The sequence below is a fragment of the Paenibacillus pinihumi DSM 23905 = JCM 16419 genome (genome assembly GCF_000422505.1).
GTDB lineage: Bacteria > Bacillota > Bacilli > Paenibacillales > Paenibacillaceae > Paenibacillus_D > Paenibacillus_D pinihumi.
The window spans coordinates 156,530-173,087 of record NZ_AULX01000018.1 but is presented as its reverse complement, the minus strand read 5'-3'; the positions used below and the strand labels follow the sequence as shown (position 1 = coordinate 173,087).

Genomic DNA, 16,558 nt, shown 5'->3' with positions numbered 1-16,558 from the left:
AAACGTTCAATGAGATGACTTCCCAACAATGTGCTATGGACGCAACCTTGAGCAGAGCCTCCATATTTCATCTGCATCGACAGCCGCGCTGACCAGATAGCCCTGTCCTTCGTCACAGCCCTTGGAACGCAAAAACTCAATTTGCTCCTGTGTCTCAATTCCCTCCCCTATAACCTGGATTTTCAAATGATGTGCAAGCTCTATTAAGGAAGCCAAAATAATATTGTTGTTCGCATCGTTATTGATATCACGAATAAATGAGCGGTCAATCTTCAAATAATCAATCGGGAAATTCTTTAAATAGTTCAAGGAGGTATAGCCCGTTCCAAAATCATCAATCGCAACATGGACCCCAATCGACCTTAGCTCGGCAAGCCGTGCCTTCATTTGCTCCTGATCCTCAATCAGCACACTTTCCGTGATTTCAATATCCAGCCATTTGGGTTCCAGTCCCGCTTCATCCAGCACACGCTTCACAAACAGCGGAAAATCCGGTTCCCGCAACTGGAGCAGCGACACATTGACGGCAATACGCAGTATAAGCCCTTCATCATGCCAGCTCCGGATTTGCCGGCAGGCTGTACGCAGCACCCAGCCTCCAATAGCGATAATTTCTCCGGTTTCCTCGGCGATCGGAATAAATGTATCCGGCGGGACGATGCCGAGCTCCGGGTGCTCCCATCTGAGCAGTGCCTCAACCGCCTCAATCGTCCCGGTATAGACGTTCACGATCGGCTGGTAGCGCAGATAAAACTGGTTCAGCAGGATTGCACTGCGAAGCCCGCTCTCCAGTTGGAGCTGGCAGGACAGCCGGGCATCCATTTCCTCCGTATAGAGCGCATATTGCAGCTCCGGGCGGTGTTTCTTGGCGTGCCGCATGGCCATCACGGCCTTGCCGATGAGATTCCCCGCCTCCACGCTGCTGGAGCCGTTCAGCAGTACAATCCCCATGCTGGCCGAAGCTATGATCTCCAGCCCCAGAAGCTGTAATGGTGCGGACAGCATAGAGGCTGCCTTGTCCGCAAGCTCCGTGGCCGCCTGTGCTTCACCTGATGCCGGGGATAGCAATGCAAATTCGTCCCCGTTCATCCGGGCAACAAGTCCACCGGGCGTCAGCAGTTCCCGAAGCACAGCTGCTACATGCTGCAGCAGCAAATCACCCTGCACATAGCCCAGTGAATCATTGATGAACTGGAGGCGGTCGACATTCAGGTATATCAGGGTGTAGCTCCCGGCTTGTCCGGCACCGCCCCCTTCGCCGGCCAGCTGCTCCAGCCGCCTCACAAATTGCTCCCTGTTCGGAAGCCCTGTCAACGGGTCGGAATTGAGAACCACGCCTGACTGGACGTCCATGATCTGAGGAGCGGTTACATCTTTGACAATGACAAAAAACGATTCGATATGACCATCAATATCAACTGGTATCATGTTGCATTCAATATGTATTCTAGCAGCATCCTTGCGCACCATGACCAGTTCGAGCCGGTCGAAATGACCCTTTAATACAAGCGGATAATAGACCTTCGCCTTCTCCCGGCTCTTCTCATCCAAGAGACTGAGCACATCCATGTGCAGCAGTTCTTCCGCGGAATAACCGGAGATTAACGAACAGGCAGGGTTGACCCTAATCAGCCGCCCCTCCCGGTTCATCTCAAACACAGCATCCGCAAGAAATTCACATAAGGACAAATAACTCTGTTCCATTACTTTCAGCCTTCTGGCTGCGCTGCTTTTACCCATCGTCTCCATCGCTTTCCGTACAAGAATTAACCTGCTTTGACAGCCGATTGAAACATTGCAACAACGGACAGTGACCTGCATATCGTGCAAGAGCCCGTCCCCTGAACAGGGAACCCGGCTGGTCGTGTCCTGTGCAGCATACGCTGCGATCCGATTGATGAAGCCGATTGATCATGTTCTGTACCCCTTTGGTGTCTTTGCCCGCTCTTCATATTATCGGAAACACACTTCCAAAAACGAATATTTTTTACATTTTGTTTCTAATTCTTTATTTACACCAAGTATAGCTTAAAAAACCTTGCGGATAAATGAATATAATTGTCCAGGCTGACATAGCTGCTGCGCATTCAAAAGGCGCTGCCCGGATCCGGGCAGCGCCTGCTTTTTCAACAATTAGTCTGACAAGATAAACGAGGGAATCAGATCCGGATCGATACAAATTTGGTCTCCAGAAAGTCTGCCAGACTGTCCGGACCGCCCTCTCTTCCGGTACCGCTCTCCTTCACACCGCCGAAGGGACCCTGTACTGCCGTCGGCACCGCATCATTACAGCCGATAATCCCGTACTCCAGCGCCTCGTACACACGGATTGTCCGCCCCAAATCCTTGGTGTAAAAATAAGCAGCCAAGCCGTAGACCGAATGATTGGCCTGGCTAATGGCTTCTTCCTCCGTATCGAACAGGAAGATTGGCGCAACCGGCCCAAAGGTTTCCTCCTGTGAAATCGTCATCGTTTGATCCACACCATGCAAAATTGTCGGCTCGAAGAAGTTACCCGGCAAGCTGCCGATTGGCTTGCCCCCTGTCACAATGCGGGCGCCTTTGCTTACGGCATCCTCAACCTGACTCTGGATTTTGTGAAGAGCCTTCTCATCAATAACCGGACCGATCGTTGTTTCCTCTGCCCGCCCGTCACCGATTACAAGCTTCTCCACTGCTGCCTTGAACATCTCCATAAACTTGTCCGCAACCTGGCGCTGAACATAAATCCGGTTGGCGCAAATACAGGTCTGCCCCGCATTGCGGAATTTGCTGTTCATGGCTCCTGCAACGGCCTGCTCCAGATCTGCATCCTCAAATACAATCAGCGGCGCATGTCCGCCAAGCTCCATCGAGACTTTCTTCACTTGATCGGCTGCCGACTTCATAAGCTGCTTGCCAACTGCCGTGGAGCCGGTAAAAGTAATTTTCCGAATCGCAGGGTGGGTCAGCAGCTTGTCCCCGATCGCTTTCGGATCGCCGGTCACCAGATTCATTACGCCCGCGGGAATGCCTGCTTCTTCTGCCAACTCAAAAAATTTGACCGCGGCTCCGGGCGTTTGCAAGGCAGGCTTGAGCACAATCGTGCAGCCGGCTGCAAGTGCCGGGCCAATCTTGCGCGCAGCCATGGACAGCGGGAAATTCCATGGCGTAATTGCAGCTACCGGACCAACAGCCTGGCGGATGGAAAGCAGGCGTTTATCCGCAGACGACGACGGGATCACCTTGCCATAGCTGCGCACAGCTTCTCCGGCATTCCAGCGCAGATAATCAGCAGAGATGGCTACCTCGCCCCGTGCCTCTGCAAGCGGCTTGCCCATCTCCAACGTTATCAGTCCGGCAAGCACTTCCTTGTGCTGCTCCAGCAGATCCGCAAGCCGGTTCAGATAGCCTGCCCTTTCCTTGGCCGGGAGACCGGCCCAGCCCTTGAATGCCGCTTGGGCCGCTTCAATAGCACGCGCCGTGTCCTCTGCACCGCCGTGCGGAGCCGTGCCTGCAACCGAACGGTCAGCCGGATTGATCAGCTCGTATCTCTCTCCGGACCGGGCCTGCACCCATTCTCCGTTTATATACATCAACCATTGATTCATGTTGTTCACCTTCTTCTCGTTATCCTTGTAAAGAATATAACACGACCGGCCAAAGTTGAAGCAGCCGCCACAAATGGACCTTGAGGTATGGCTGACCTGTTACCCCTGGCGAAATCAAAGCCGGACCCCTGTCCCTTCTCAGAAGGATATCAAGTCCGGCTTTCCAAATGCGTATTAGAGCTGAAAAACAACCTCATGAATGCTCAATTTTGCCCCCAGCATAATTCCTGAGCCGGGTCCGCCTGCAGACGGGTGTCCTTCCGGCTTTCCTTCACCGGAGCCTTCCGTACTTTTGCCTGGGCGTGCGTGGGCCTGTTTGAAGGCGTCACTATTAACCCATGCATCAAAAGCTTCCTTGCTCTCCCAAGTCGTGCATACCTTCAATTCATCATGTTCCTCACCGGATTGCTTGAGCAATTCCAGCTTTACGAAACCAGGGGAATGCTGAACACCTTTTGGATTTTTGAACCGTTCTGCCACCTCATCCACATGACCCGATTTAATCCGTATTGTATTCGTTGCTACGATCATATCGCACCTCCTTCTCCATATCCGCACCATTGCAAATTACTGCATATTGCTACCTTTACAGTGTACCAGATGCGAAACATCAATAGCAAAGCAATGAAGAGCGCAAGTCCTTTGAGCGCAGGATTCATGTTATACATGATGACATGAATTTACGAAACTATTGCTAAACACAGGCCATTTTTCCGTTATGAACCGCGAAATGGCATGGAATTTCTAAAGGGAAACAAAATTTAATCATTGATATGGTTAGTCATAGTGATTATAATTCTATCATATAGAAACCAAATATATATTTTTAATTGCACTTTGTTATTTATATGTATAGGAGGGGCATTAAATGGAAGAAAACATCAGTCATGTTCAAATAGATGACATTGACCGCTCTATTATTCAATTATTGAATAAAAACGCACGAATATCGTACACCGATCTCGCCAAAGAGGTCGGCTTATCGCGTGTCGCAGTGCAGGCTCGAATCAATGCCCTCATGGAGCATGGCGTAATTGAGCGCTTTGCGGCTGTTATTAATCCCGAGAAGATCGGAATTCATGTCTCAGCATTTTTCAACGTAGAGGTATCTCCCGCCCATCTTCATGAAGCCGCTGCATTGCTTGCCGAAGAACAGGTCGTAACCAGCCTGTATCATATGACCGGTCCAAGCAAGCTCCATATGCATGCGCTGTTCATCAATCATCAGGAGATGGAGCAGTTTATGAAGGAAAAACTGTATAAAATGCCCGGCATTACAAGCGTCGAATGCCAGGTGCTGATTAACCGGTACAAGAGCCGGATGGGAATGAGGCTGTAGTTATGCCGGAGACACCGAAAGCAAAACCTTATCTGGACCTGTCCTGGGCCATGCTGAAAACCGGAATACTCGGCTACGGGGGCGGGCCGTCGGTCATCCCGCTCATCCGTCATGAAGCAGTCACCCGTTACAAGTGGATGAGCGACGAAGAGTTCGGGGAAATACTGGCCTTCGCCAATGCACTGCCCGGTCCAATTGCGACCAAAATCGCTGCTTATCTCGGTTACCGCCTCAAAAAATCAGCGGGCGCAGCTGTTGCCATACTGGCCCATATCCTGCCATCTGCGATTGCCATGATCGCCCTGTTGTCCGTCGTTAATGTACTAAGCCAATCTCCCATTATACAAGGAATGATCGGGGCGGTAATACCGGTTATTGCTGTCATGCTTGGCATGATGGCCTATGAATTCGGAGAACGCACGGTCAAAGGCTCAGGCAAGGCCGTCGGCTTCATTTTCTTCCTGCTGGCCTTCGGTCTGCTGCAATTGCTGGATATCCATCCGGCTGCGGTTATTGTTCTATTTTTGCTGTACGGAGCCTTCCATTACAAGCTTGCAGGCTGGCTTAAGAAACGCCGGCTTCGAAAAGCTGGACGGACGAACGAAACAGAAAAGGGGTCTGCACCGTGGAATGGTTAGATCTGCTTATCAGCTTCCTGGTATCAAACTTGCTTGGATATGGGGGCGGACCGGCATCGATCCCGCTTATGTATCAGGAAATTGTAACCCATCAGCAATGGACAACTGACCAGCAGTTTTCCAATCTGCTGGCCCTTGGCAATACGCTGCCCGGTCCGATTGCGACCAAAATCGCCGCATTTATCGGCTACGATGTATATGGTATCAGCGGCTTGATTATTGCTCTTATTGCTACTGTTGTTCCATCCGCAGTTGCCTTGATTATGCTGCTCAAGGTACTGGAACGCTACAGGAATTCCGGGGTCGTGAAAGGAATGACCCTGCTTGTTCAGCCTGTAATCGCCATTATGATGCTGCTCTTAACCTGGCAGATGGGCGCAAGCTCGCTTGAATCCATTGGCCTGTGGCAGTCGCTTGGCATCGCTGCTGTGGCTTTTTGGCTGATGTCCATCCGGAAGGTGCATCCTGCGATCGTAATCGTATTGGCATTTGCATACGGGGGTCTTGTTATTCCTTTTATTTAGATTAAAATTCAATCCTTTCGCCCGGGGTCAGGGAATACAGTCCGCAAAATCCTTCATCCCGCAACGCATCTATCAGCCGGTCCGTGGCGGTTCGGGATGCATGAGCCAGCACGGCCGCCTTGACAGGAAGCTGCCGCAGCATATTGCGTACATCCGGCATTCCTTGATGCACCTTGAACTGTACATGCTCGATCTTCGCCATCCCTGAGGGCTGATGAAGCAGCTTGTCCCCGAATGAACCTCGGGCCAGATGTCCTGTCAGTATAATTGTATTTCTGGAAGAAGAGGCGAGCTGTGCGTAGTACCATTTGGCTGTTTCCGTCTCCATCATGCCGTCAGCAGTGAAAATTACCGCACTCTCGCCGTTTGCGATCTCCTCCTCCCTTTCGCGATGGCTCGATATGCAATGGAGACGCCCGGATGCGAGCAGAGCCTTTACACGCCGGGACGTCCCGCTATGAAGCCATTCGGACTTGACAGCTAGCTGCTCCAGCGGCTTCAGCAGCGTTTCCTCAATGACAAGGCGCGCATCAGGGAAGGTGTCATACGCCCACAGCATAAGTTCCTGGCCTCTTCCATATACCGGAACCGGATAGAGCACGCTGCCGCCCTGCTGCAAAGCGCTTTGTGTTGCCTGCCGCAGCCTGTGCAGCTTGGCAGACTGTGAATCCGGGTCTGCCCCGTAGGCTGCATCCATAATCGCCAAGTCCGCAGCGGCAACCCCGTCCGGCAGTTTTGGACGGTCTGCGGCAAGCACCATGGACTCTTCAGTGTAGTCACCTGAGAAGTAGATAAGACGCCCCTCCCAATTCAGCAGAAGCCAGACTGAGCCAGGCAAATGTCCGCTTCTCCCCCATCTGAGTTTTAGGCCCGGAAACACCTCCAGCCACTCGCCAGCTGTACCCTGCTCTTCCAAGAATACGAACTCCAGCCGTGCTGCTGCATCTTGGTCATACGGCAGCTCATGTCCATGCGAACGGGCGTAACGCTCCCATGCCGCAAAATAGGATGGCAACTGCTGTGCTGTGGCGCGGGTTGCCCAGATTTTCCCTTGATATCCATATTGGTACAGCAGCGGCAGCGCCATCGAATGATCCTCATGTGCATGGGACAGAAATACGGCCTGAATCCGTCCTGCTATTTCCGGATCAATGAGCGGATACACGCCGCCGTCCTCTTTTTTCCCTCCACAATCGAGCAGTACCGCCTGCTCTCCATGCTGTAACAAATAACTGGAGCGGCCGTGTTCGCCAGCTCCGCCCCAGATCGTCAAATACGCCATAACATCATTCCACTTTCTGTTTAGAACTGAAGATATTCAAGATTACCAGCATGACTGTCGTAACTCCAACGGAGACAACCGCCATAGCCATCCCCATCGAAACCGCGCCCTGCTCGAACTGCGCGTAGATATAAGTAGCCGAGGTTTGCATCGATGGCGGCAGAATAAGCAGCGAGCCGACAAGCTCGCGGTTCGATATGGTGAAAGTCATCATCCAGCCCGCCAGCATGCCGGGCAAGAGCAGCGGCAGCAGTATTCTGCGCAGAACATACAGCCGGCGTCCGCCGAAAACATGCCCGGCCTGCAGCAGTACCGGATCAAGCTGATTAAAACTGGATTTCACATACTGTACCGTATAGGGCAGGAACAGAATGACATACGTAAGTACAACCATGCCGTACGTATTGTATAGCGGGATTGGCATCCATTTGGCATTCCAGAACAGTATCAGCCCCACAACAATGACGATTCCCGGGACAGTGTTGGGCAGCAGACTGAACAAATCCACCAGCTTTTGCCCCGGGCGGCTGGAGCGTCCAACTGTTAATGCGAACCAGGTCCCGAGCACAACCGCGATTGTCGATGCGACTACCGCCAGGCCGAGACTGTTCAAGATCGCCCTCAGGCTCTCCGATCCGGGAGCCAGCAGATCAGCGTAGTGGCTGAGCGTCAGATTGCTCCAGGCCAGCCCTTCGCCGCGCAGCTTCAACAGCGAGGCTGAAATGATGGAAAAATACGGAATGCCGATCGAAGCCAGCAGCAACAGTCCCACATAGAGCCAGCAGATCAGCCCGCGCCAGCCCCGAAGCGGCAGCATTCTGGCTCCAGAGCCCTTCCCGCCTACAAGCCGGTACGAATAACGGCTGCTGATCACGCTCTGGATGTACCACATTACCAGACAAGCGGCCAGCAGCACGGAAGCGAGTGAAGTCGCTTTGCCGAAATCAAGCGGCCAGCTGGAAATATAACGGTGAATTTCGCTCGTCATGACGTAAAAACCGATTTTGCGTCCGAAGGTAGCCGGTGTCCCGAACTCGGCTATCGTTTTAACGAAAATGAGCAGTGCCCCCATCATATAGCCGGACAGCAATAGCGGCAGAATAATCCGTCTTGTCCGGTACAAGAAGCCCCCGCCGTGCACCGCCGCAGCTTCTTCCAGACTTCCGCCAATTTGCAGCAGGGAATTGCGCAGCAGCAAATAGAGGAAGGGAAACAAGTGAAGGCTCATGATCGCCACCATGCCCCCGAAGCTGAAAAATGCAGGCGTCACCGCAGAGGAAGCCGGGAAAAACTGCTCCATATAGCCGTTTTTCTGCATGAACAGCATCCAGCCCATTGAACCGATATAGGGCGGCGTCATGAAGGGAATCAATAATACGATATCCAGCCATTTGTGCCGTCTTAAAGCCGTCTTGGCCATCATCCATGCCAGCGGGAGCGCAAGGACCGTAGTTGCTGCAATGACACATAGTCCAAGCCAGATCGAATTGAACAGAACCTGGCTTAGGTCATGCTCCAGCATATTGCGCAGCGGTGCTCCCAAATCAATGGACGAACCCTTGCTTACGCTTGTCCAGAGAATAAACAGAAGCGGCAGTACAATAAGCAGGCCGAGCAGTATCAGAGCCAGCATCATGCCGATCCGGTTATATGGTTTCAAAGAATTTAACGGCATTATTAGACCACCTGTCATTGCCCGGTACACGCTGTACCGGGCGGTATCGCGCTTACGCTTTATTTATTTGAACAATTGGGTAAACCGTGCCGCAACCTCTTCCGTATGCTCATTCATCCACTGCCAATCGACTTTATAAGTCTCAATGTCCTTGTAATTGGCACGGTCCTTGGCCTCTACATCGGAGCGGCCGGGCATCAGATACGCCTTTGCAACCAGTTGTTGTGCCTCGTCGGACAGCAAATAATCGATAAATGCTTTGGCGTTGTCTACATTTTTGCTTGTATTCACAATCCCTGCCGGACGCGGGCTGATAACCGTTCCTTCCTTCGGATACACGATATCGACCGGTTCACCTTGGGATTTGGCTTTATACGCCATGTAGTCCACACCAGCGGCTACGACTGATTTCGCACCTGTGATCACCGGATCCAGCGCTTCCTGATTTGCTCCAGCCATGGCAACATCATTTTGCTTGTACTGCTCAAACAGCTTCCAGCCGTCTTCTCCGGCAGCACTCAAATAGCCTGACATGAAATCAAGGGCAGAGCCTGAAAGGGACGGGTCGGGAATGTTAACCAGTCCTTTCCACTCCGGCTTGGCCAGATCTGACCATGAGGCAGGCGGGGCCTGCACCAGCTTCGTATTGTATACAATGCCAAGCGCGGAGGCGCTGTAGCTGAAATAGCCTTTAGCGGCATCAGACCACTCAGGAATCAGTTTGTCTGCATTCTCAGCTTCGGGATAAGCCAGAAGCTCGCCGTCACTGCTAAGCGCCTGCATTGTAGGGAGCGAGGCCAGCACAATGACATCGACCGCAGGATTGGATTTCTCAGCTTCCATGCGTGCCAGTATTTTCCCTGTCGTTCCCTGGAACATCTCTACCTTCACGCCCGTTTTCTTCTCGAAGCCCTCTTTGATCTTGTTCGCCAGTCCTTCCGGCCCTGCACTATAAACGACTACACTTCCGCTTAACAGCTTGTCCTGCCCTTGTCCCTGGTCCGCCGCAGCATTAGACTGGCTGGTCTGGGCAGGCGCTTTTTGATCTCCCGGATTCGGAGTATTCCCTGCTCCCGCTGCTCCGCAGCCTGCCAATCCAATTCCCATCCACACAGTCAACGCAAGCATGATGCCTTTTTTAGCCATTTTCATTCTTCAAACCTCCCTATTTGGTGTTTAAGCTTGAATCTCGTGAATATGTTCTTTCGATACATATACCTGTACATATTCTCCCGCAGCAAGGCGGGTTGGGGAGTAGGCAATCCAGGAGCCTGAGCCCTGATGAATGTCCAGCTCGAGTTCGTAGCGGTCCCCCATGTAGCTGGCATGTTTGACGATTGCGGTAAATTGCTGATCTGACGCAGAATTTTCACTCCATCGCACGTGTTCCGGGCGCAGCATGCGCTTATCCGGCTCCAGCCAGTTGGATTTGCCGATAAAGCGGGCTACAAAGGAATGCGCAGGGGTGCCATAAATCTGTTCCGGTGTGCCCATCTGCAAGATCTCCCCCTCCTTCATGACCACCACTTCATCTGACATGCTCATCGCTTCTGTCTGGTCATGCGTCACATACAAGGCCGTCATGCCCATCTGCTTGACAAGGTGAATCAACTCCGCTCTCAACTCGTCCCGCAGCACAGCATCCAGAGCGCTCAGCGGTTCATCGAACAGTATGAGCCCTGGACGGATTGCAATCGCCCTGGCGAACGCGACACGCTGCTGCTGCCCGCCTGAAAGCTGGTGGGGGTATCGCTTTTCCATTCCCTCCAGCCTTACCGTTTTCAGAGCGTGCATCACTTCTTCCCTGAGTCCGGTTTTCCGCTTTGCAGCCCGCAGCCCAAACGCAACATTTTCAAATACGGTCATATGCGGCCACAGCGCAAAATCCTGAAACACCATGCCAAAATGGCGCTTATGAACGGGCCTGTTCGTTCGTTTATCTTTGGAGAAGAAGCATTCCCCATTTACATAAATTTCTCCCTGGTCCGGCTCTTCCAGCCCTGCCAGCATGCGCAGCAGCGTTGTCTTCCCGCAGCCCGAAGGTCCAAGCAGTGTTGTAAAACTGCCGGAGCGGATTGTTAAATCAACCGGCTTGAGCGCCTTGACAGTCCCGAAGGCTTTTTCCAGCCGGCGTATTCTAATTTCTCCCATCGTTATTACCGCCTGTTCATTAGCTTGGTTCTAAGTATAGGCGGTAACTGTTCGGCTTTTATTTGCGTTGTGTAAATGAAAGATTAATCTTTTAGTGGATTTATTTTAACATTCATCGAATTTTTCTATGGTATTTTGGGAACAGAATCTGAAATACGGAGGCTGACCCGAGATGAATCTGTTAAAGCTGCAAATTTTGGAGTTAATTGAGAAACACAAAAAAATTACAGCCGTTGCGAATAAGCTGGGGCTCAAGCAGCCGACCGTCACGTACCATATGAAAAGCCTGGAGCAGGATATGGGAGTCAAGCTGTTCGAGACACGGACAGACAAAATTTTCCTTACCGAGGCGGGGAAGGCGATGCATCACTATGCCTCCTTGATTAACAGGCTGGCATCCGAAGCGGAACGCATTGTCTACGAGTTCGGCACGCTTACACGAGGCCATTTGACGATCGGAGCAAGCTATGTTCCGGCAACCTACCTGCTGCCGCGGGTGCTGAGCAAATTTGCAGAAATGAATCCGAATATCGGCCTGTCCGTATCTGTAAAGCCGGCCCCTGTGATTAAGGAGAAGCTGATGAATCATGAAATTGATCTTGGGATCATTTCCGCCGAGCCATTCGTACTGCCGCCGATCTCGGCCCGAAACTTGTGCAAGGATGAGCTGATGGTCATTTATTCGCCGGATCATCATCTGGCTGCGCAGGAGAAGATCGATCCGGGCTGGATTGCCGCATCCAACTTTGCCCTGCACGGCTCCACCTCAAGCACCCGCGAAATGACTGACCGGTGGCTGAAGCAGCATCGTGTCAAGTTGGAGCGAACCCTTGAACTGGACTCGATTGAAGCGATCAAACAGACGGTCCGGCAGGGCAATCATATCGCTTTTATTTCAAAGCTTGCTGTACAGGAGGAGTTTCGCCAGGGCGTTCTGCTTGGACAAGCTGTTCCTTATAACGACTTTCAGCGCTCCATCTATTGCTGCTACAACAAGGAGCGATATGACTCCAGGCTGACAGAGCAATTCATAACAGCACTAATGGACTGGAATGAACCGATTCAGGAAGAATGACAATCGGCTATGCGAAAATAATAAGGGCATCCAGTCAGAGTTGACGGCCCGGCATGTGTATAGTACAATTAACAAAAATTACAAATGGACGGACTTACGCCGGAAGCACCCGTAAGAGACTGCGCATATTTTGCGCTTGTCTCTTGACGGGTGCTTTTTTTTTGCGTTTGCCCGCCATAAAAGGAGGTCAAAATGAAGCAAGCTATTTTGAGAAAATTTCTTCCCCTGCTGATAATTGCCGGGGCGGTCCCACTCCTCACATGGACAAGTCCGCTGCCTGCGTCTGCCGCTTCGCTCCAGTTGGGATCATCTGTTCAATCAAGGCTGGACGCGGCATTGGAAGGGGCAGACACCCCATCCAAGTCCAATATCCAACAACAGTACAGCAAGCTGGTGCAACTGCAAAGACAAGATACTGATTGGGAAGCCAGAACCAAAAGCATCCAGAATCAAAATGAGTCCGCTATCCATAATGTCCGCACCCGTATGAAAGAGTTGGACCGGGTAAAAATCGAGAAGCTGGACACACAGGCCAGACAGACCCGCCAGCGCTATCAGCCGCTCTTCACACTCCACAGCACACTGAACCAGCAGGCCAAGTCCGCCCGTACCAAGGGCGACAAGGAGCTCGCCAAGAAGCTTGCAAGCCGGGCTTCCGACTTGCAGTTAGCCGTCCAGCTTGCCCGTCAGGATATTAAGCTGAAGGACAATGCGCTAAAGGCAGCCAAAACTGCAAAATCCCGCTCCGCAGCTGCCATCCGCAAAATATTAAGTGAGACCGATGCCGTCAAAATTCAGATGAAACAAAGCCGCAATGCCATCAGCACAACGAAAAAAAGCCTCTCCACAGAGTGGAAAAGCTTTAATCAACGTGTAAAAAGCAAGGACACAACCGGAATCAGCCGATCCCTGGCCACACTGAACGCCCAGTCACAACAAATCGTGAGCCTGCGCCAGCAGCTGTTTCAACTGGAGCAAAAAAACAGCAGCATCATTGCAAAAGCGATGGCGCTGCTGCCGAAGTAAAATCAATTGATGTAATCATCCCCGGGGCTATTCTTCTGCCCGGCTGCCACTCTGGACCAACGGTGACCGCTCGCCCTGATAGACAAGCTCAAGGCGGTGTAAAGCGCGGGTGCAGCCGACATAGAGCAGCTTGGCATCCTGCGGCGCAGACGTATACCGTCCGGCATCAACGTCCAGGAGCAGCACAGCATCGAATTCGAGACCCTTCGTCAAATGCACTGGAACCACCGAGATACCGCCTCTGTATCCGCGCTGTCCCTCGGCGATCAGGCTAACTTCCACGCCCTGATCCAGCAAGGCTTGATGGAGCTGTGCACTCTCGTCTTCCGTCCGGGTAATGACAGCGATAGTGGCCATGCCGCCCTGTTCATTTCCGGCAATGAAATTTCGGATATGGCTCAGCCTGTCCTCCCCGTCTGCGAGCTGCCGCACGTGTACAGGCTCTCCGCTGCGGAATACAGGCTGTGCCGGCGGGAGAAGCGTGTCGGTAAAGGGCAGAATGGTGTTGGCGAACTCAATAATTTCCATGGTTGAACGGTAGCTTTGCCGCAGCTCATGATAGGAGCAGCGCTCCGAGCTAAAAAGTGAAGTGAATTCCTCCCAGCGGTGAATGCCCCGATACGCATGAATGCCTTGCGCCAGGTCGCCAAGGATCGTAAACGACGCTTCGTTCATACACGCCTTCAGCACTTCAATTTGCAGCGGCGGCACATCCTGTGCCTCATCCAGCACGACATGGTCGAACTTCTGGGCCGGCGTGCCGTGGAAGGCCAAATGAAGCCAAGCCAGCGGAGCCAGATCTTCCTGTCTGACAATGGATTTCTTCAAATTTTTTCTCGTCTGTTCCACGACAGCTTCAGGAACAGCACCCGGCATATTCGCCTGGTCTGGAGATTCAGATGCCAGTTCATCGAATAACTGCTTGTACAGCTTTAGAGCATCCAGTTCGCCAAGGCGCTTCACATAGGTTCGCATCCGCTGCTTGGCCGTCTTGCTGCGCTCCTTGCGGATTTTCGGATCGGCAATTTCATTAAGCGCCATCTCCAGCCATCGGTTCATTCTCGCTGTCAGCCGTTCACGGCGCGGCGCGAGCGGATAGTGGCGATACTCCACACGGAACCAGGCCGTGATTTCAGCAGCAGCCAGCACCTTGCCCGGCCAGGCCTCAAACTCCTGCTCGGGGAGGTAATCCGCTTCATAGCGGGCAATGAATTGGTCCAGCTTGTCCTTGAAGGCAAGCGATCCTTTGCGGCGTCCCGGCGCGAGATCAAGCTGTTCCTCAGTGCTCTTGCCAAGCGAAAACCACATCTTGCCCTCCGCATCATCCTTCTCCAGCAGTTTGGGTTTATCCAAAAGCTCCATGACCCAATCTGTAAAGGTAGCCTGTCTTACATCACCAACACCAAGCTCTGGCAGTACCCCGGAAATGTAGTCCAGGAACATCGCGTTGGGAGCAAAAATAACCATCCGCTCCGGGCGCACCTGCCCTTGATATTGATACAACAAATAAGCGAGGCGATGAAGCGCAACGGTCGTTTTCCCGGAACCTGCCGCCCCCTGAATAATTAACGCAGCCAGCCTTGGCGCACGGATTATCCGGTCCTGTTCCGCCTGGATCGTCGAGACAATATCCCGCAGACGGTTGTCCTTCTTCTCCCCTAGGCGGTAGAGCAGGAATTCATCACTCAGACCCAGATTATCACCGCCCCGCACATAACTGTCTACGACCCGTTCAAGCGATTGCTTGCGGATCGACAGGTTGCGCTTAAGCAGGACCTCTCCACCCACAGGCCCTTCAGGGGCTTCATAGACAACCGGCTCTTCCCCGCCTGTAAACGTATAGAACAGGCTTGCTACAGGTGCTCTCCAGTCGATGATGTAGGGTGCTCCGGTTCTGCTGTCTTCCATCCCGCGCTTGCCGATATAGAGCGGGAGCGACTGATCTGATTTCTCTTCTACAAAATCCAGCCTGCCAAAGTAAGGCTCTGTCTGCAGCAGGCCAAGACGGACCCGGTCCTCCTCACGCTTGACATCCAGAAGCTGCTCGAGGAAGTTATCGCCATAATAGCGGCCCCCGATTCCATCTATTTGTTGTGTAATTTCCCCCAACGTCTCTCTGAGCCTGGTCTGTTCCTCTTCATAGATGCGATTCGATTCCATTGGTTCATACCTCCTTAATTTGAAATCGTTTTGATTCCCTTTCGAAAAGGGTGCAAAAGCTTGTATAATAGAAGGGTATGTGCATCATTCCATTTTTCGGATGAGGAGCTGAACAATTTTGAAAACCCTTCCTTTAAACCAATACGGACTTAACGCAAGCCAGCTTGTGCTTGGATGCATGGGCCTTGGAGGCGGCTGGGATAACAGTCCTTTAACTGCAGACCATTTGAAACAGGCACACGAGGCGGTAGATGCGGCTTTGTCCAGCGGCATCACCATGTTTGACCACGCCAATATCTATACACTTGGCAAGGCGGAGCAGGTATTCGGACAAGTGCTTGCCGAACGTCCCGGCCTGCGGGAGCAAATGATTATCCAATCCAAATGCGGCATCCGCTTTGAAGATAACGGTGCGCCGAAGCGCTTTGATTTTTCAAAAGAGCATATCCTGGATAGTGTGGACGGAATCTTGCAGCGACTGGGTGTTGAATATTTGGATATCCTTCTTCTGCATCGTCCGGACCCGCTCATGGAGGCTGAAGAGGTCGGAGAAGCATTCAGCAAGCTGAAGGCTGAAGGCAAAGTGCGTCATTTTGGCGTATCCAATATGAACGAAGGCCAGATCCGCCTGTTGAAGAGCGGCTCCGATGTACCGATTATTGCCAATCAGCTGGAGATGAGTCTGGATAAGACCGGATGGCTGGATCATGGTGTCCATGTCAATCAGGAGGCTGCAAAAGCGAATATTTTCCCTGACGGCACGCTGGAGTACTGCCAGTTGGAAGGTATCCAGCTTCAATCCTGGGGCCCGCTGGCACAAGGAATTTTCTCCGGCCGCCTGCCTAAAGATCCAAGCCCGGCTACCGAGAAGACCGCCCGCCTTGTCGGCGAGCTGGCCAAGCAAAAGGAGACAACAGCAGAGGCAATCGTGCTGGCCTGGCTGATGCGCCATCCGGCAAAAATCCAGCCGGTTATCGGCACAGTCAATCCGGAGCGTATCCGCGCCTGTGCAGAAGCGGCCCGGATTACCCTCAGCCGCGAGGAATGGTACAGCCTGTACGTCAGCTCCAGAGGCACCGAGCTGCCTTAATGTCCATT

14 protein-coding genes are annotated in these 16,558 nt (G+C 52.5%); 6 read left to right on the top strand and 8 right to left on the bottom strand.

What is annotated here, in order from left to right:
- Window positions 1–33 precede the first annotated feature (33 nt).
- From H583_RS31885 to H583_RS0104450, 3 genes are all read right to left on the bottom strand, one after another.
- The gene (locus tag H583_RS31885; protein WP_245585843.1) at window positions 34–1,821 is read right to left on the bottom strand and encodes a putative bifunctional diguanylate cyclase/phosphodiesterase; all 1,788 of its coding nucleotides are present in this window, start codon (window positions 1,819–1,821) and stop codon (window positions 34–36) included.
- 338 nt (window positions 1,822–2,159) lie between these two features.
- Window positions 2,160–3,590: an NAD-dependent succinate-semialdehyde dehydrogenase gene (locus H583_RS0104455; RefSeq protein ID WP_036708464.1), complete on the bottom strand. Its 1,431-nt coding sequence runs from the start codon at window positions 3,588–3,590 to the stop codon at window positions 2,160–2,162.
- Window positions 3,591–3,764: 174 nt separating this feature from the next.
- On the bottom strand, window positions 3,765–4,121 hold the full coding sequence (locus tag H583_RS0104450; RefSeq protein ID WP_028559419.1) for an antibiotic biosynthesis monooxygenase: 357 nt from the start codon (window positions 4,119–4,121) through the stop codon (window positions 3,765–3,767).
- A 337-nt stretch (window positions 4,122–4,458) separates the two neighbouring features.
- Between H583_RS0104450 and chrS the strand changes: the two genes are divergently transcribed.
- Genes chrS through chrA form a run of 3 tightly spaced genes read left to right on the top strand, consistent with a single transcriptional unit; the run spans window position 4,459 to window position 6,091 of the window.
- Window positions 4,459–4,929: a chromate efflux transcriptional regulator ChrS gene (gene chrS / locus H583_RS0104445; protein WP_028559418.1), complete on the top strand. Its 471-nt coding sequence runs from the start codon at window positions 4,459–4,461 to the stop codon at window positions 4,927–4,929.
- A 2-nt stretch (window positions 4,930–4,931) separates the two neighbouring features.
- Window positions 4,932–5,567 carry a chromate efflux transporter ChrB gene (gene chrB / locus H583_RS31880; RefSeq protein WP_051235977.1) on the top strand — a complete coding sequence of 212 codons (636 nt, stop codon included), beginning with the start codon at window positions 4,932–4,934 and terminating at the stop codon, window positions 5,565–5,567.
- Entirely contained in the window at window positions 5,555–6,091 is a 537-nt protein-coding gene (gene chrA, locus H583_RS0104435; RefSeq protein WP_028559417.1) for a chromate efflux transporter ChrA, read from the top strand. The genes chrB and chrA overlap by 13 nt, the downstream gene beginning before the upstream one ends.
- Before the next feature lies 1 nt (window position 6,092).
- Here chrA and H583_RS0104430 read toward each other — a convergent pair whose 3' ends face one another.
- From H583_RS0104430 to H583_RS0104415, 4 genes are all read right to left on the bottom strand, one after another.
- On the bottom strand, window positions 6,093–7,373 hold the full coding sequence (locus tag H583_RS0104430; RefSeq protein WP_028559416.1) for an MBL fold metallo-hydrolase: 1,281 nt from the start codon (window positions 7,371–7,373) through the stop codon (window positions 6,093–6,095).
- Window positions 7,374–7,377: 4 nt separating this feature from the next.
- Window positions 7,378–9,048 (bottom strand): ABC transporter permease, encoded by a 1,671-nt coding sequence (locus H583_RS0104425; RefSeq protein WP_036708461.1) that lies wholly within the window; start codon window positions 9,046–9,048, stop codon window positions 7,378–7,380.
- Window positions 9,049–9,111: 63 nt separating this feature from the next.
- Window positions 9,112–10,200 carry an ABC transporter substrate-binding protein gene (locus H583_RS0104420; RefSeq protein ID WP_028559414.1) on the bottom strand — a complete coding sequence of 363 codons (1,089 nt, stop codon included), beginning with the start codon at window positions 10,198–10,200 and terminating at the stop codon, window positions 9,112–9,114.
- 24 nt (window positions 10,201–10,224) lie between these two features.
- Window positions 10,225–11,199 (bottom strand): ABC transporter ATP-binding protein, encoded by a 975-nt coding sequence (locus tag H583_RS0104415; protein ID WP_028559413.1) that lies wholly within the window; start codon window positions 11,197–11,199, stop codon window positions 10,225–10,227.
- 172 nt (window positions 11,200–11,371) lie between these two features.
- Here H583_RS0104415 and H583_RS0104410 point away from each other — a divergent pair, with 172 nt between their 5' ends.
- On the top strand, window positions 11,372–12,274 hold the full coding sequence (locus H583_RS0104410) for a LysR family transcriptional regulator (protein ID WP_028559412.1): 903 nt from the start codon (window positions 11,372–11,374) through the stop codon (window positions 12,272–12,274).
- A 192-nt stretch (window positions 12,275–12,466) separates the two neighbouring features.
- Window positions 12,467–13,300 carry a hypothetical protein gene (locus H583_RS0104405; RefSeq protein WP_028559411.1) on the top strand — a complete coding sequence of 278 codons (834 nt, stop codon included), beginning with the start codon at window positions 12,467–12,469 and terminating at the stop codon, window positions 13,298–13,300.
- Window positions 13,301–13,327: 27 nt separating this feature from the next.
- On the opposite strand, the gene H583_RS0104400 is transcribed toward H583_RS0104405, so the two are convergent.
- Window positions 13,328–15,460 (bottom strand): HelD family protein, encoded by a 2,133-nt coding sequence (locus tag H583_RS0104400; RefSeq protein WP_028559410.1) that lies wholly within the window; start codon window positions 15,458–15,460, stop codon window positions 13,328–13,330.
- A 115-nt stretch (window positions 15,461–15,575) separates the two neighbouring features.
- Between H583_RS0104400 and H583_RS0104395 the strand changes: the two genes are divergently transcribed.
- On the top strand, window positions 15,576–16,550 hold the full coding sequence (locus tag H583_RS0104395) for an aldo/keto reductase (RefSeq protein ID WP_028559409.1): 975 nt from the start codon (window positions 15,576–15,578) through the stop codon (window positions 16,548–16,550).
- Window positions 16,551–16,558: the final 8 nt, after the last annotated feature.

Coding starts and splice junctions, on each gene's coding strand:
- H583_RS0104450 (WP_028559419.1), bottom strand. CDS start 4,121: ATGATCGTAGCAACGAATACAATACGGATTAAATCGGGTCATGTGGAT.
- chrS (WP_028559418.1), top strand. CDS start 4,459: ATGGAAGAAAACATCAGTCATGTTCAAATAGATGACATTGACCGCTCT.
- H583_RS0104415 (WP_028559413.1), bottom strand. CDS start 11,199: ATGGGAGAAATTAGAATACGCCGGCTGGAAAAAGCCTTCGGGACTGTC.
- H583_RS0104410 (WP_028559412.1), top strand. CDS start 11,372: ATGAATCTGTTAAAGCTGCAAATTTTGGAGTTAATTGAGAAACACAAA.
- H583_RS0104420 (WP_028559414.1), bottom strand. CDS start 10,200: ATGAAAATGGCTAAAAAAGGCATCATGCTTGCGTTGACTGTGTGGATG.
- H583_RS0104430 (WP_028559416.1), bottom strand. CDS start 7,373: ATGGCGTATTTGACGATCTGGGGCGGAGCTGGCGAACACGGCCGCTCC.
- chrB (WP_051235977.1), top strand. CDS start 4,932: ATGCCGGAGACACCGAAAGCAAAACCTTATCTGGACCTGTCCTGGGCC.
- H583_RS0104405 (WP_028559411.1), top strand. CDS start 12,467: ATGAAGCAAGCTATTTTGAGAAAATTTCTTCCCCTGCTGATAATTGCC.
- H583_RS0104455 (WP_036708464.1), bottom strand. CDS start 3,590: ATGAATCAATGGTTGATGTATATAAACGGAGAATGGGTGCAGGCCCGG.
- H583_RS0104400 (WP_028559410.1), bottom strand. CDS start 15,460: ATGGAATCGAATCGCATCTATGAAGAGGAACAGACCAGGCTCAGAGAG.
- H583_RS0104425 (WP_036708461.1), bottom strand. CDS start 9,048: ATGCCGTTAAATTCTTTGAAACCATATAACCGGATCGGCATGATGCTG.
- H583_RS31885 (WP_245585843.1), bottom strand. CDS start 1,821: ATGCAGGTCACTGTCCGTTGTTGCAATGTTTCAATCGGCTGTCAAAGC.